Below are 14,961 nucleotides of genomic sequence, written 5' to 3' on the forward strand. Positions count from 1 at the left end.
CCCTCATTTAAAAAAGCAGCGGCGTCATGACACAAAGCAAGACGGCTTCTTCATCTGTTGGATTTTCATAGTCATGCGGCAGCTTGGAAGGGAAATGAATGGATTCCCCTTGAGCAACATCATAAATTTCATTGTCGACTGTAAAACGGACTGTGCCATTCAACACATAGTAAAACTCTTCCCCAGGGTGAGAATCATCATATTCCTTTTGCTGATTCGGCCGCAATGTAACAATAAGCGACTCCAAAGAACGACTTTGGAAATGTCCACTTAGTTTAATAAAACCGTTATCAACCGAATGTATCCAAAACTTTTTTTGCTCGTTTTTCGTTATATGAAATTTCCGATCCATTTTGGGACTCTCGAAAAAATACGTTATATCGACCCCAAATGCATCAGCAATTTTCTTCAGTGACGTAATTGCCAAAGAAGTAGAACCACGTTCGATCAAAGACAGAAACCCTGCAGAAAGGTTAGTCATTTCACTTAACTCTTTTAATGTTAAGTTCCTCTCTTTCCGTAGCTTATGAATTTTTTGATGAATATCCTCCACGCCAACACCTCTTTTTTAATATATATAACTTTCTTAAATATATTTAATTTTGTTTTATATTACTTTTAGTTTTGTGACTTGTCAATCTACTAAAATTATTTTGTTTAATTTCTCTACAATAGAAAAACACCTTTCGTATTCAGAAAGGTGTTGAGAAAGAGCCAATTTTCATAGAGTATAAAATAATTCACTACTTAGGCTGAAAGTAAATTGAAAGAAATATTTTTTAATCCGATGCACTTTTTATTGGCTACCATTTCATCTTCCTAAATAATTCCATCAAGGCTTGTTTCCCGGCCACGTCGATTTTCCACTCTTCAATTTCTGTTAGTATACTTTTTTTGATCGAAACCCTTTAACGAAACCATTTAAACGTGCTGCAAATGTAGAGTTGACAAGCATCGATGGATTCGGAAAAAGTGGCTACAACTGTTCCAAAGCTTTCGGATAACGCTTTACATAATATTTTTGATGACGCTCCTCTGCCAACGTAAAATTACTGAACGGCGCAATGTCCGTTTCTATACTTTCACCGATTTCATATTCCATTTCTTTCTTCACATGCTCGATCGCCTTGAGTTGGTCAGCGCTGCGATAACGTAGCAACGATAAATATTGTCGGTCTTTATATTCATCACGATTCGGATAATGATTCCTCCAAAAATGGCGCAGCACATCCTCATAGGATAAAATATCTGGGTCAAAATCAATTTCTACCGTTTCCGTGTGATCACCCAAATTCCGGTAAGTTGGTGAAATGGTCGTTCCCCCTGCATAGCCGACGCGTGTGCGGATAACGCCGAGCAAACTTCCGAAACGTGCATCCGGTCCCCAAAAGCACCCCATCCCGAAGGTAGCTGTCTGTAATGCTACCGCTGACTGATGAAGCCCTCTCTCAATCATTTGAATATCCATCAGAATCACCTCCCTTTACCTCAACTATTCCCGAGAACGGATTTGTTAACAAATCGAATTAGGAATGCACCAATACTACTCTTTGAAATGCACCAAAGCCCAAAACTTATACACTATTTTCGATGAGTTTTGCACCATTGTCGAGAGGCTATGCACCAATTGTCTATTTCTCACACCCATTAATTCATCTGTATTACAAACTCAACAAAAAAACCAGCCATCGATAAGGAATTGGCTGGTTTTGTACTCCTGCTCTATTAAAAATGAATCCCAATTGCCGCTCCGTTTCGGCTGGAATCGGCGACTCCTTTGTAAATTCCTTCTTTTTGATCAATCAAGATGCTTTGGACATTCCCAATCACAGTAGGCTTCTCACCGAATTGATGGCCCATTTTCCGCAATTGCTCCATCGTTTCTTCTGGAATCCCTTCTTCAAATCGGTAAGATGACGTATTATTTGTATATATCCTTGGCTCTTCCACTGCCGTTTTTAATTCCATATCATATTCGATGGAATGGATGATCGTTTGAAGGACTGATGTAATGATTGTCGGTCCACCAGGCGATCCAACAGTCATGACCGGTTTGCCATCCTTGAATACAATAGTAGGCGTCATACTGCTAAGCGGCCGCTTATTTGGCTCGACCTGATTGGCTCCACCCGGTACAGCGTCGAAGTCCGTCAATTCGTTGTTCAGCATAATGCCATATCCCGGAACCATAATTCCTGTCCCGAAAAGTTGTTCAATTGTTGTTGTGTAAGAGACAACATTCCCCCATTGATCTGTAACAGAGAAATGGGTTGTTTCACCTGGCTGTCCATCATTCGGTTGTTCAACAAGTACTGTCTCCACCGCTTTATTTTCAAACTCCCATGGCTTTCCTGCTGTCGGTGTTGCGATAACAGATTTCAAATCAATCAACTCTCTGCGCTTCTGTATATAATCTGGGTGCAGCAACCCTTCCAACGGAACATCGACAAATTCCGGATCACCCGCGTAAGCAGCCCGATCAGCATATGCCAAATGCATTGATTCAGCTAACAAATGATATTTCTCCCAAGATTTCACATCATACTGCGATAAATCAAAGCCATCCAAGATCCCTAACATTTGCAGCAAAAATACTCCTCCAGAGCTTGGCGGCGGCATACTTGCAATCTGATAATCTTTATAATCGCCCCAAATCGGCTTGTCTATAGTAACTGCATAGGAAGACAAATCTTCCGTCGTCATTGATCCTCCGTACTGTTGGACAACATTTGCGATCGCTTCCCCAATTTCACCGTTATAGAAGGCATCCGTTCCTTCAGTTTTAATTAACTCAAAGGTCTTTGCCAAATCTTTTTGAATTAGAAGTTCCCCTTCACGTAAAGGTTGTCCATTTGGAATGAACACATCTCTTGCTGCAGTCTTCGATAGCATCGCTTTATTTTCTTCGATCGCATTTCCCAATACTGAATCGATCGGGAATCCATCTCGCGCCAATTGGATGGCAGGCTCTATCAATTCCTCCATAGAAAGCGTGCCCCACTTATTTAACGCTTCCTCCAAACCTTTTAACGTTCCAGGTACACCTACCGCTTTTCCACCAGTTGCTCTTTCTGCAAATGGAACCGGCTCGCCTTGTTCATTTAAGAACATATCAGGCGTAGCCCCAGCAGGCGCACGCTCCCTACTATTCAAAATAATTGTCTCATCTGCCTCTGCATCATAGTACATTAAGAATCCGCCACCGCCTATTCCCGACATCATAGGTTCCGTAACATTCAAAGCAAACTGGATCGCAACCGCTGCATCAATGGCGTTTCCTCCATTTAGGAGCACATCCGCGCCGATTTGTGATGCCAAAGGATGAGCTGTCGTCACCATTCCATCTAATCCAGTTGCCACTTGCCGATAATTTCCATAATCCATGTCAATCTCTTTCGCATGTATCGCTCCCGGCTGCGTGCTAACGAATAGCAACAGAGCGATCGGCACAACAAATACCCATTTCATTCGCTTCTTCATCCATTCCACCCCTTATTTCTTAATGTTCTCCCGCTTCTCTCGTAAGCCTCCTCCCCCTATTTTGTCGCTGTCAAATAGACTGCAATAATCCGACTATATAAAATTGACAGTTAGATAGGCAGTGATTTACTTCGGAAACAGAAATAATAACGAATAGGTATTGGCATATTATCGTCCGATACCGCCCCTTAAAATAAAAAAATGAACCAAGAAAGATCTTTCGGGTTCAGCTTTTACAAATTCCATTCTTCCTCTTTGGAAGTCAATCTACTTGTAAGTTGTTCATAATCGACAGTTTTTAAATAGCCTTCTGATTGCATCTTCTCTACAAATTGCAAGAGTTCCATCTTCATTTTCACAATTTCGATGTCCAGGAATTTATCTGTGCAGCTATTGTTAGTTCGTGTAGTCTTCATTCCTTCACTCTCCTTGATTGTTTGAGATTTCCTTTCCCTAGTGTAAATAACGTAACATGTTCGCACTATACAATTGAATAGATTCATGTTGAGACATTTTTTTCGAAAACAGCCGTTTTTCACTGTTTTCAAATAAAAATTTCTCACTTTGATTGAATATGATTTATACTAAAGATGTACTATGCTAATAGAGAGAGGGATTGGCGAATGAAAATAGGTCATTTGATACGTGCAGAACGTGTACGGCAAGAAATGAAACAGATCGTTTTGGCCAAGGGCATTTGCACGCCTTCCTACTTGTCCAAAATTGAACGCAACCTAATCGAGCCAAGTGATGAAATTGCATTGCTCCTCATGAACCGATTAGCCATAGATCCAAGCAAATTGCAAAAAAACGACGAACAAACCGAATTAGAGTTCAAAAAGCTACTCATGGATACGTATAAAACCGTCATCACCTCACGAAATGACGAACTTACGAAGGACAAACTATCATACTTGGAGCAAAATAGTCCGTTATTCGAAAATGATTCCTTACATTATACGTATTTATTGATCAGGTTGAGATTTAGGCTAATCCTTAGAGAAGATATCGAGGTTCTCAAAAATGAAATCGAGGCATTGCAGCATTCGGTGGACCAGTTTGATGCGTATCAGCTTTACCTGTTTGAATTAAATAAGGCATTATTTTATTACAATACAGGAAATCGTAAAAAAGCTATATTCTATTTTGAGACAATTTTAGATAAACTTGATTCGATTGCAATGAAAGAGTGGGAAAAAGCGGAGTTTAACTATATAATAGCAGTAGTTTACGCTGCTGACGGGCATCTTTTTGCTTCCACAAATTACATTAGAGATGCTCTTGAATTTTTCAGAGAAAATCTAATGATGAATAGGGTTTTAGATTGTTATATTCTTATAGGAATTACTCATAAACGTAGTGAACAATTTCAAGATTCGTTAGAGGCGTATTCTAAAGCAATGCAAATATGCGAAGACTTGAATTTACATAGTGAAAAAGGAATCATTTATCACAATATCGGGTCATTAAATAGCACGATGGGAAACAGCGATCAGGCTATCCATTATTATAAAAAAAGCATTGATCATAAAATTATAGATAGCGACAAACTGATTTCGATCTTTTGTCTAATCACGGAATACTCCAAACTCAACAAGAAAAAACTTGTAAGATATTGGGCCGACGTAGGTATTAATTTATTAAAAAAGGTAAAGGATGAGAATCATTTATCTTATTATCATCACTTTACAATTTATAAATCACTTCATAGCGAGCAAGGTCTATCTGTTGAAATAGCGGAAACAGCTATACAGCATTTTAAAAAATTACAAGACTTCCGATATATCCATAAATATTGTATCGCATTGGCAGAATGGTATTACCAAAACAGGAAATATAAGCTGTCATCTATTTATTATCGTGAAGCGAATAGATACGGCTATATTTATAGAAAAGTAGAGAAATGGGAGGATTTATAATGAAAAAGATTGTATCAATTCTATTACTGGTTGTTGTCTTGGGGATGGCTATACAAAGTCCAACTGCATCGGCAAATGACGATCAGTTCCCTAAGGTCTACAACACTTACTCCATCTCAGTTAATCACATAAATTGAATCACACCGAAGGAATGCCTCCCTATTTGGGAGGTATTTCTTTTGATGTGAGTTTAACGCTACCCCACTTTTGGATCTATTGTTTTCAAATGAACCTTAAACGAGATTTCGAAATGGGTGAAAAAGCAGTCGAATAAATAAAAGGCTAAATATACACATTGAAATGAGAAACAAAATTCGTATTGGTAGCCATTCCGCCCATAGCCCCGAAAGGAAGAGTCCAAGTGGTAATGTTAATTTCATTAGCATTGATGACGTCCCCGCAACTCGCCCTAACAAATGGTTCGGAGTAAATTCTTGTCTAATTGTAAAATAGACGATATTTGATAGTGTCGTTGAAAATGTCCTTATCGAAAGTGATATCCCGATAGTCCACCATGTCTGAGCAAAAATAAGCATCAACATTGCCATTACATCAAACAACAATGAATATGTATAAATTACTCCTCTACCAAACCTCTTTCTTATTTTCCCAATGACAGCGGCTCCAATGACGCCTCCTATTGCAGATATTGTAAACATAAAGCCGATCTGCTGAGAAGTTGCACCTAACTCATCAGCTGCAAAGAAGACAAGAACCCCAATAACAAGACTCGAAGCAAAATTAATGAAGAGAATAGTAATCGTCGGCGTCAATAATATTTTATTTCGAAACAGCTCATCTATTCCTTCTTTTAAATCTGCCCAAATAGAGGCAGAGCCCTTATTCTTATTTAAAGAAGGCACCTTAATAAACTGTATACAAATCAATAAAAGGATTAAACAGAAAAAATAAATGATGAATGTAGATCCATAAGAAAATACGGCAATGAGCATTCCTGCTATACCAGGTCCAACCATCCTAATTAATGTATCAACTAAAGACATCTTCGCATTTGCTGAAGTAAGTTGATCTTTTGAAACGATTTGCGGGATTACCGAATGATTTGCATTTCCAAATGTGTATCCTGCTGAAGACAAAACAAAACCCACCATATATAAATGCCATATTTCGATTTGGTTTGTATTCATCAATAGAATAACAACAAACATAGAAAGTGCTTGGATGAAAGATGTCCAAACCATCATTCTCTTTCGATTCATAGATCGACTAAAACCCCCGCAATCAGTCCAAGTATGATATTTGGAAAAAACTCTATCGCACGCATTATACTCATTGATAATGCCGATCTACTTAAATCATAAATGAGCAACGGAATCGCAATACTGTACATTTGCATACCAAAACTTGATAGCGAAGTACCACTCCATATTAGTAGAAAATTTTTGTTATTCCATAATGAAGGTTTACCGATAGCTGTTTTCATTTCTTTTCCCCCTCCCTTGTACTCATACCGAAAGTATAGAATAATAAAAGATGAAGAAAAAGTGTTCGTATGCAATGAGATTGTTCACCTTTATCCAAGGGGGAAATGTACATGAAATATGTAGAACATCTGCTTATATTGACAAAACATTTTATTGAAGGGATACCAACAGAAACATCAGTTGCTGCATTATCTGATCTGCTGTGTTGTTCTGAAAGACATGTGAAAACTATTGTTCAATACCTACATAATCATCAAGTTATTAGTTGGGAGACGCAAAGAGGGAGAGGTAAAAAGCCAAAGCTGACACTACACTTGAATGAAGATGAAGTGCTTTTAAATGAAACAAAGAAGAGAATTAAAGCTGAGCAGTATCAAGATGCATTTGTATTAATGCATAGAATGAGCCTTCCTGGCAAGGAAAAGTTTCGAAAATGGTTCTCTTCAAGCTTAGGATTATTACATAAAAATGAGGATAACCAATCATTAGATATTCTTCGTTATCCCTTCTATGAGACTGACTTAACAATGGATCCACTGTATATTACTTCCCGTCATGATGCTCATATGGTACAACAAGTTTTCGATAGGCTGGTTGAGTATGACACGAAAACAGAGCAGCTGCTGCCAAGTATTGCACACCATTGGGAATCAAATGATGGGAAACATTGGACATTCTATCTCAATAAAGGTATTCTATTCCATCACGGGCGAGAGTTAACAAGCAGAGATGTCCAGAAAACATTCGATCGCCTTATTAAGAAAAAAACTTTTTTAATTAATATTAAAAAAATTACTACTCTCAATGATCGGGTCATCATATTTGAATTGGAAGAAGTGGATTATTTATTTCCTCGGAGCCTATCCTCTATGAAGGCATCCATTATACCATTTGAACTGCTATTAGCAGATGGAGAGAAGTTTTCAAATTTTCCAGTCGGAAGTGGTCCTTATCGTTTAACACAGCATAATGAAAATATGGTGCGGCTTGAAGTAAATCGGTACTACTTTGCTACAAGACCTTGGTTGGATCGAATTGATATAATAAAAGCCCCTGAGGAATGGGAGCATAAAACAGATCACCCTTTTTTATTGAATCAACCCAATGAGAAGTGGAGGCAAGTTAAAGTTATTGAAGAAGGGGCAACCTATATCACTTTCAATTGCAACAAAGATGGGCCTATGAGAAATAAAGAATTTCGAAACAAAATTTGTGAAATGCTTAATCCTGAAAATATTTGTAATGAACGGTCAGAAAATGAATTCGTATCAATTAGTTTGTTATCACAACTTTCTTTAACAACTCAAAAAAAACAAATTGGTAGGAGTAAACCTTTACAATACGATGGTCCAATTCTCCGAATTGCTGCCCAGCAAATAAGAACTGGAGCTAATCATGCAAAGGCCGCTGAAGATCTTGCAGAACAGCTAAAAAATATAGGAATCCCATCACAAGTTTCTTTAATTAATTCCCGAGAAATAATGAGCAACAGTAATTTGTCAACATTTGATCTTTTTGTCGGTGGAATTGCACTCGGTAGTGATTTATTACTATCAGCGGTGAATGCATTGCAATCCCCTCACTTGACAATTTATCCTTGTTTAGATGAGAAAATGAAGGATTTTATAACTCGGAAAATGATAGAGATAAGACGTTCTCAAGAGGAAACTTTTCGTTGGCAAACGTATTATGAAATGGAAGAGTTTTTAAAATCCGAACGGGCCATTTTCTTTTTAACTCATCGCTCTCACAGTGTATATGAACTTACGGATAGCCCTTACGTCAACATAAAATTAAATCATCATGGTCGAATTGATTATAGAAAGGTATGGAAAAAATATACGTTCTCAAATTAGATTCTTTGTCAAAATACTTATCCAACACGAATTTGAATGAGTATCGCACGTCGTTTCATACACTCTACACTGAATAATTATAGAGTGAACATTATTTAAATCTATAAAAAGTAGCGAACTATTTTAGTGGTTATGAATAGATCGCTACTTTTTCCATTATGCAATTGGTTGCTCAATCATTCATACTGATCGGCTTCCCTCTCAGGGGATTCTACTTCATCAGCAGATGAATAGATGCTATTGGCAAGCATGCGATAATAATATTTTGTATGTGCACGGAATGCTAAGTCATTTGCAAACAATGTGATTGTTGCATCGTCCAATTGTTGCGTAAAGGCTAGAGTTTGACCTTTTGCACCATCGTGACCAGGCCACCAGCCGGCAATGAAAAAATCAGAAGCGTCTTTTACTGTTGCCAAAACTTCTGCTTTGTCAGGAACTGACGTAATCCATGATCCTCTAGTTGTATAGAAAACCTCCTCTTGTCGGTAGCCAGCCATTAACGGATGCTCGGCATTCACTATTGTTTTAATGAGTCCCTCGTGTCCTCCTTTTGTCGTTTTATAGTCAAATCCTTCAAGTAAATTTGCTTCATGGACAGCTTTCAAAACACTATTGCCAATCCCGACAAATGTCTTGCCAGCTAAATTCTTAGGTAAATTGGAATCTGAAACAACAACACTTGCTTGCTCTTCATCGGTCAAATCAAAACCTAATTCATTCAACGAGAAAATTAATTGATCTGAACCATTACTTGCTACTTTCGGTTGAGCAATCCATTTTGTTTCAATATAACGATAAGATGGCAATGCAACTGCTTCGAATAAATACTTATCTACATAGGATGTGACGTCTTCTGTTCGTACAATGAAATCACCTTTTTGGAATCCAAATTTCTCTTCTTGAATGATTCCTACATGTTTTCCTTCCTTCAAAAGCTCATTTACCATTTTAATTGTGTCATTGTTTACATTCTTCAATACTTGTCTCGCTTTGCTTTCATCCAACTCGCTTGCAGGCACAGTGACTTCAGACACTGCCACTGTTAAATCCTCAAGAACATCTTTATCGCCCATGCGCACATCTACAATATCAAACCCTCTAAGTGCTGGGAAGTTAGCCACAACCGGATCGTACATTGCATCCCAATCAGATACATCATCTCCGACATATAGCATTGCGTTTGCCAACCCTCTTTTTGCTTGTTTCATCGGCACAACATATGCACCTTTCGGATACGTTGTCGGTCCAATTTTGACATCTTCAGTCGTTTGCTCAACCTTAACACCGTTGCGTAGTAAGTAGTCTACCATGTTATACACTTCAGACACGTTTTTCTGATTCCTCTTATCAGTCGGAATCACATAATAATCTGGAAAGAAATTTTCATGTTCTCCACGTACACGACCAATCGATTCACCTGCTGCATTCGTCAATAATGGATCCACTGCTCGATTATCTTCGCCGTCAATGCCGCGCTTAAAAATTTCGAGTTGCCGAGTATATAGCTCATCTTTGTTTTCAAATACATAATTGGTCATTCCTAATCCTGCTCCAACCATCGCATCGTACGCATCTTGGCTAAGTGATGGCACTTCTACTGTATGTCCAAGCGTACCGTGCAACATTGAAAAAATAGGTGTATAGGAAGGTCCCATATCATCCCATCCATCATTGTATCCTTCAGAAGCTAAGAAATAGGAAGTCAAATTGGAATTTCCGATTCCTGCCTGTCCCATTGCATGCGCTTGCGGAATCATTCCTTCCATTAATAAATCATATTCAAAGTTCGGATTATGAGGAGGTGTCGCGGGTTCGATAAGGAAGCCTTTCACATACCCATGTCCTTCCATCATTGCAAGAGGCGTCCATTTTGCGATAACCGGATTCAGTTGAATCGTTTCAACTTGTGTCTGATATGCATTATCCCGATTCAAATCAAACCCATTCGCATTTGCCCGTGTATTATGGACACGGCCATCCGGGTTATGAGAAAAATTAAAAATGAAAATTAGATGATCTAATACTTCATCAACATTCAATACAATTTCTTCATCTACTCCATTTTCATCAGTAGTGGTAAAAGAGACTTCTGTATCCAATGCAAACCGTTTTAGCAATTCACTTTGAAAATCAATCCCTTCCACTTCGTCTGGGTGAATATTGTTAAACCAGACAGGGACTTGAAACTCACCCATCGTTCCATCTTTTAGTTTTGCTAATAATTCTGCGGGATTTTCCAGCGCTATTGGCAATACATTCTCTAAGTAGTTAGTTACAGCATCTTCATCCTTTGCAAGTACAACAAGATGCATATCCTTGCCTTCTACACTTTTTCCAGGACTTTCATAATGTAAATAGCGTTCATTCTGTACATTAGCCTCTTCAAAAATCTTGTCGATGGAAGGCTTGATCTCATCCCATTCGAGGAATTCATCATACACATTCAACTTTACTGTAGTGGATGCCTTCATATCACTATCCGAATCTACTATAGAAAGCTCATAATCGCCAAGCAATTCCTTATAGATTACACGGACCGTTCTCGGCGATAAATCTGCGGTGCCAAATGGCAAACCAAACTCCAATTCAGCTACAATTTTTGTCGTACCATCCACATAATGAGGTTCTTTTTTAACAAGGATAAATGGATCTCCGGAATAAGATTTAACTTCAGAATCCCACTGTTTCCATTCAGCCAAAGCCTTACCGCCAAAATTGATCTGCAAGTTTTTCAAATCAACTTTCCGACCAAAATCAGCCTCAATGGTTACATCTCGAATTTCAGTTAACGATAAAACTGAACGGCTTACATTCAACTCGGTCGCTTCTGCAGCTTTGACGGTTTCGATAGACTGCTCCGCTTGAGCAGAAAACGGTACTGTCATGGCGAGCGCCATAAACAATGCTAAAAAACCTACTAATAAACGCTTCATCGATCCATCTCCTCCACTTTTAATTATTGAAGCTGCCAAACTTCAATAATCTGACTATAACAAATTGATAGTTAAATAGATAGGTATTTAATTCGATATCTGAAATAAAATTCATAAAAAATGGCATCGCCAAAAATTGGGAGAAGTATTAAAGATAAAACATTCATGAGTTACTACTTCCAATTCATACATGAACATTTGCTTTGAACATGCATAAACTCATAAAACGACACATTGATAGCCTTTGTTTTCACAGAAAAAAGCTTTGGAAGACTGGTTAGACAGTCTTTCAAAGCTTTTACCATGACAGGTGAACTTTTCTAGCATTCAATAATCGGTCGGCAGCAATTTCAATCCACGAACTCATATAGAGTGCGACGATAATCAGTACTTTTTGGTCCTGACCAATCCGGTATTTCAATCCACGCACTCATATAGAGTGCGACCGTATACCTTGCGCCAGTCCTTGCCAAAAACTTTAATTTCAATCCACGCACTCATATAGAGTGCGACCCGACACACAAGCGGACTTGCTCGCGGTGACGCAATTTCAATCCACGCACTCATATAGAGTGCGACGAGTACGAAGCGCCGGAAGAGCCGAAGCCGAAAAAATTTCAATCCACGCACTCATATAGAGTGCGACGGCAACAGAATATTACGGGCCGCGCACGCAAGACATTTCAATCCACGCACTCATATAGAGTGCGACGGCAGAAGCGTATAAGCTCGGCAGGCAGTCGGTGATTTCAATCCACGCACTCATATAGAGTGCGACCTGACGGACAAGTATGGCGCGCCGACTAAACCGGGCATTTCAATCCACGCACTCATATAGAGTGCGACGACCATTATAAAAGCTGCGGATGTAAACGAAATATTTCAATCCACGCACTCATATAGAGTGCGACCATTAACAATCCGGATGGAAGTATACGGATTACAAATTTCAATCCACGCACTCATATAGAGTGCGACTTCAACGTCAATCCCCCCTCAATGTTCAGATTCTATTTCAATCCACGCACTCATATAGAGTGCGACATCAAGGTTTGCGCAATATATTAAGAGAGCGCGATTTCAATCCACGCACTCATATAGAGTGCGACGATGTTCGGACGCGCGTAAAACTGACTGGCGGGGATATTTCAATCCACGCACTCATATAGAGTGCGACGACATCCACACTGTTGAGGATGTGGAGGACAAGCCATTTCAATCCACGCACTCATATAGAGTGCGACTCGGACAAGTATCAGAAGTACGTCTCATTTGTAATTTCAATCCACGCACTCATATAGAGTGCGACAATCGCCTCCTCACGTCACATTTAACCGCTCATAATTTCAATCCACGCACTCATATAGAGTGCGACGAAACTGGAAGCTATGCAAATTGGCATCGATAAGACATTTCAATCCACGCACTCATATAGAGTGCGACAACCAAAAGTGAGTGTCCGTTCCGGTCAAGGTGTTGATTTCAATCCACGCACTCATATAGAGTGCGACGGGCGGGAATTGCAAGTTAAGACAATGGACGTGACATTTCAATCCACGCACTCATATAGAGTGCGACGCGACGACTTGGTTACGCCAGAGCCGTGGAATATCATTTCAATCCACGCACTCATATAGAGTGCGACAGCGTCATTATGCGTCCGCGCGCAAGTTTGTCGCAATTTCAATCCACGCACTCATATAGAGTGCGACCATTGGGTTACTTAGATGATAGTGGACAAATAAAAATTTCAATCCACGCACTCATATAGAGTGCGACCATGATTTTTCCACCAACGATCTACAAATCTATCATTTCAATCCACGCACTCATATAGAGTGCGACGATACACATCAGATAACATTCAAATTCTAACTTGGATTTCAATCCACGCACTCATATAGAGTGCGACAGCGAAAAAGTAGGGTTTTCCCTCTTTCTTTTACCATAAAATAGGTATTTATACAAAAAGCGACTATTTTTTATTCATTATTTCCCATATTAGGAATATAAAGTTCATAATTTCAAGAGAAATTTGCGCGAACCTCCCCGGATTTTCATGTTCACTTCACGTTCGCGCATATTGGGCACGTTGTAAATTATGGGTTAAATCAATTAGTTGGAGTCTTGTCCATCTCAATAATAATGCCCTTTAATTCAACCAAAAGCCGAAAATAAGAACTTCAAAAATGGGTTGTAGACAGGATGCGTTTTGGTAGCAGCAAATTGAAAGGTGTGTAACACTTGATAAACTGCGTGAAGAAAGCATCTATCTTGCGCTCAGATTGTGCAGATGCGCTGCAAGGATCTATCAATTTTCCAATACAGTAGTTGTCCCATAAAGACGATACTCGTTCCTCGATGTTGCCTTCGCTTCGTACATTGCTTGATCCGCTAAATTGACCAATTGCTGTGCATTCGTACTATGATTCGGATATTGACTTATCCCTATGCTGACACTTACTTGAAGAAAATGTGTATCCAATTTGAAGCCATCGTCAAATAAAGCGAAAATGGATTTTAGTGCATTTTCCAAATTACTATTATGGTCGAGTAATATAATAAATTCATCCCCACCTATATGAAACAGCCTTCCGTCTAAAAACAGCAACTGCAACATTCGTTTTCCCACTTCGATTAAAAGCAAGTCCCCAATATGATGACCATAGTTATCATTCACCGACTTAAACTGATTAATATCCATAAAAAGAACTGCAAACTCCATATCATTTTGATCCGTTTGACAAATTAATGTATCGATCGAGGAAATCAATGCTCTTCGGTTCGGCAACTTTGTCAATTCGTTGCGACATGCAAGCCGTTTCCATTTTTCCGCATATTTTTGGTCAGTTTTATCAAGATGAAGGGATAGTATGTGTAAGATTTCTCCGTCTTTCTGTAAGACGGGAATGAACGTTGATTCCAGCCATTTCATATCTCCGTTTTTTGTAATGAGACAGCTTTCACCTATCCATTGTTCTCCACCTATAACGGTCGTCCAAATTTCTTGTATGTCAGCGTAGGAACTATTTACCAATCGCCAGTAGCTTTCTTTATACAATTCATCTAATTTGTACTGAAACAAATCTAAAAAACTTAAATTTGCATCGATTATTTTTCCATCACATGATAAGCGGACAGTCATAAAAGTTTTATCTAACACTTTGAAAAGAGCTTCGAGATTGGTTTTTTCATCTATCAAACTATCTGACATTATGCTCACCTCACTAGTGGTTTAGCTGCTATAGGGGATACTCACAAAGAGATGTTGCCGATTCTTCTTCAATCAGTGAGAAATTTTAGAGATATTTTTATCCGATGGATA

The 14,961-nt window shown here is 38.8% G+C and carries 9 protein-coding genes, 1 pseudogene and 1 CRISPR repeat array; of the genes and pseudogenes, 2 read left to right on the forward strand and 8 right to left on the reverse strand.

Features of this window, described 5'->3' with window-relative positions; translation table 11 throughout:
• Positions 1–7: 7 nt before the first annotated feature.
• From ACFQ38_RS07960 to ACFQ38_RS07975, 4 genes and pseudogenes are all read right to left on the reverse strand, one after another.
• Complete coding sequence (locus tag ACFQ38_RS07960; RefSeq protein ID WP_336825216.1) at positions 8–553, reverse strand: helix-turn-helix domain-containing protein; 546 nt, start codon at positions 551–553, stop codon at positions 8–10.
• A 250-nt stretch (positions 554–803) separates the two neighbouring features.
• Positions 804–1,468, reverse strand: a pseudogene (locus ACFQ38_RS07965) (peptide-methionine (S)-S-oxide reductase MsrA).
• A gap of 257 nt (positions 1,469–1,725) precedes the next feature.
• Complete coding sequence (gene ggt, locus ACFQ38_RS07970; protein WP_381480315.1) at positions 1,726–3,480, reverse strand: gamma-glutamyltransferase; 1,755 nt, start codon at positions 3,478–3,480, stop codon at positions 1,726–1,728.
• Positions 3,481–3,713: 233 nt separating this feature from the next.
• Positions 3,714–3,896 (reverse strand): hypothetical protein, encoded by a 183-nt coding sequence (locus ACFQ38_RS07975; protein ID WP_336824162.1) that lies wholly within the window; start codon positions 3,894–3,896, stop codon positions 3,714–3,716.
• A gap of 207 nt (positions 3,897–4,103) precedes the next feature.
• Here ACFQ38_RS07975 and ACFQ38_RS07980 point away from each other — a divergent pair, with 207 nt between their 5' ends.
• Positions 4,104–5,399, forward strand: coding sequence for a tetratricopeptide repeat protein (locus ACFQ38_RS07980; protein WP_381480316.1), 1,296 nt, complete (start codon positions 4,104–4,106; stop codon positions 5,397–5,399).
• 233 nt (positions 5,400–5,632) lie between these two features.
• Here the strand turns inward: ACFQ38_RS07980 and ACFQ38_RS07985 are convergent, their stop codons facing one another.
• Together ACFQ38_RS07985 and ACFQ38_RS07990 are read right to left on the reverse strand one after the other, a co-directional pair.
• Positions 5,633–6,619 (reverse strand): MFS transporter, encoded by a 987-nt coding sequence (locus ACFQ38_RS07985; protein ID WP_381480318.1) that lies wholly within the window; start codon positions 6,617–6,619, stop codon positions 5,633–5,635.
• The gene (locus ACFQ38_RS07990) at positions 6,616–6,843 is read right to left on the reverse strand and encodes an MFS transporter (RefSeq protein WP_381480320.1); all 228 of its coding nucleotides are present in this window, start codon (positions 6,841–6,843) and stop codon (positions 6,616–6,618) included. Before ACFQ38_RS07990 ends, ACFQ38_RS07985 begins: the two co-directional genes overlap by 4 nt.
• 111 nt (positions 6,844–6,954) lie before the next feature.
• Between ACFQ38_RS07990 and ACFQ38_RS07995 the strand changes: the two genes are divergently transcribed.
• A complete protein-coding gene (locus tag ACFQ38_RS07995) occupies positions 6,955–8,700 on the forward strand; it encodes an ABC transporter substrate-binding protein (RefSeq protein WP_381480321.1) in 1,746 nt (581 codons plus the stop codon).
• A 176-nt stretch (positions 8,701–8,876) separates the two neighbouring features.
• On the opposite strand, the gene ACFQ38_RS08000 is transcribed toward ACFQ38_RS07995, so the two are convergent.
• Positions 8,877–11,636: a M14 family metallopeptidase gene (locus ACFQ38_RS08000; RefSeq protein WP_381480323.1), complete on the reverse strand. Its 2,760-nt coding sequence runs from the start codon at positions 11,634–11,636 to the stop codon at positions 8,877–8,879.
• Positions 11,637–11,983: 347 nt separating this feature from the next.
• Positions 11,984–13,548: a CRISPR direct-repeat array (repeat unit 32 nt; unit sequence ATTTCAATCCACGCACTCATATAGAGTGCGAC).
• A 399-nt stretch (positions 13,549–13,947) separates the two neighbouring features.
• Complete coding sequence (locus tag ACFQ38_RS08005; RefSeq protein ID WP_336824169.1) at positions 13,948–14,850, reverse strand: sensor domain-containing diguanylate cyclase; 903 nt, start codon at positions 14,848–14,850, stop codon at positions 13,948–13,950.
• Positions 14,851–14,961 lie beyond the last annotated feature (111 nt).

Origin of the sequence: Sporosarcina contaminans, assembly GCF_042679045.1 — a bacterium.
GTDB lineage: Bacteria > Bacillota > Bacilli > Bacillales_A > Planococcaceae > Sporosarcina > Sporosarcina contaminans.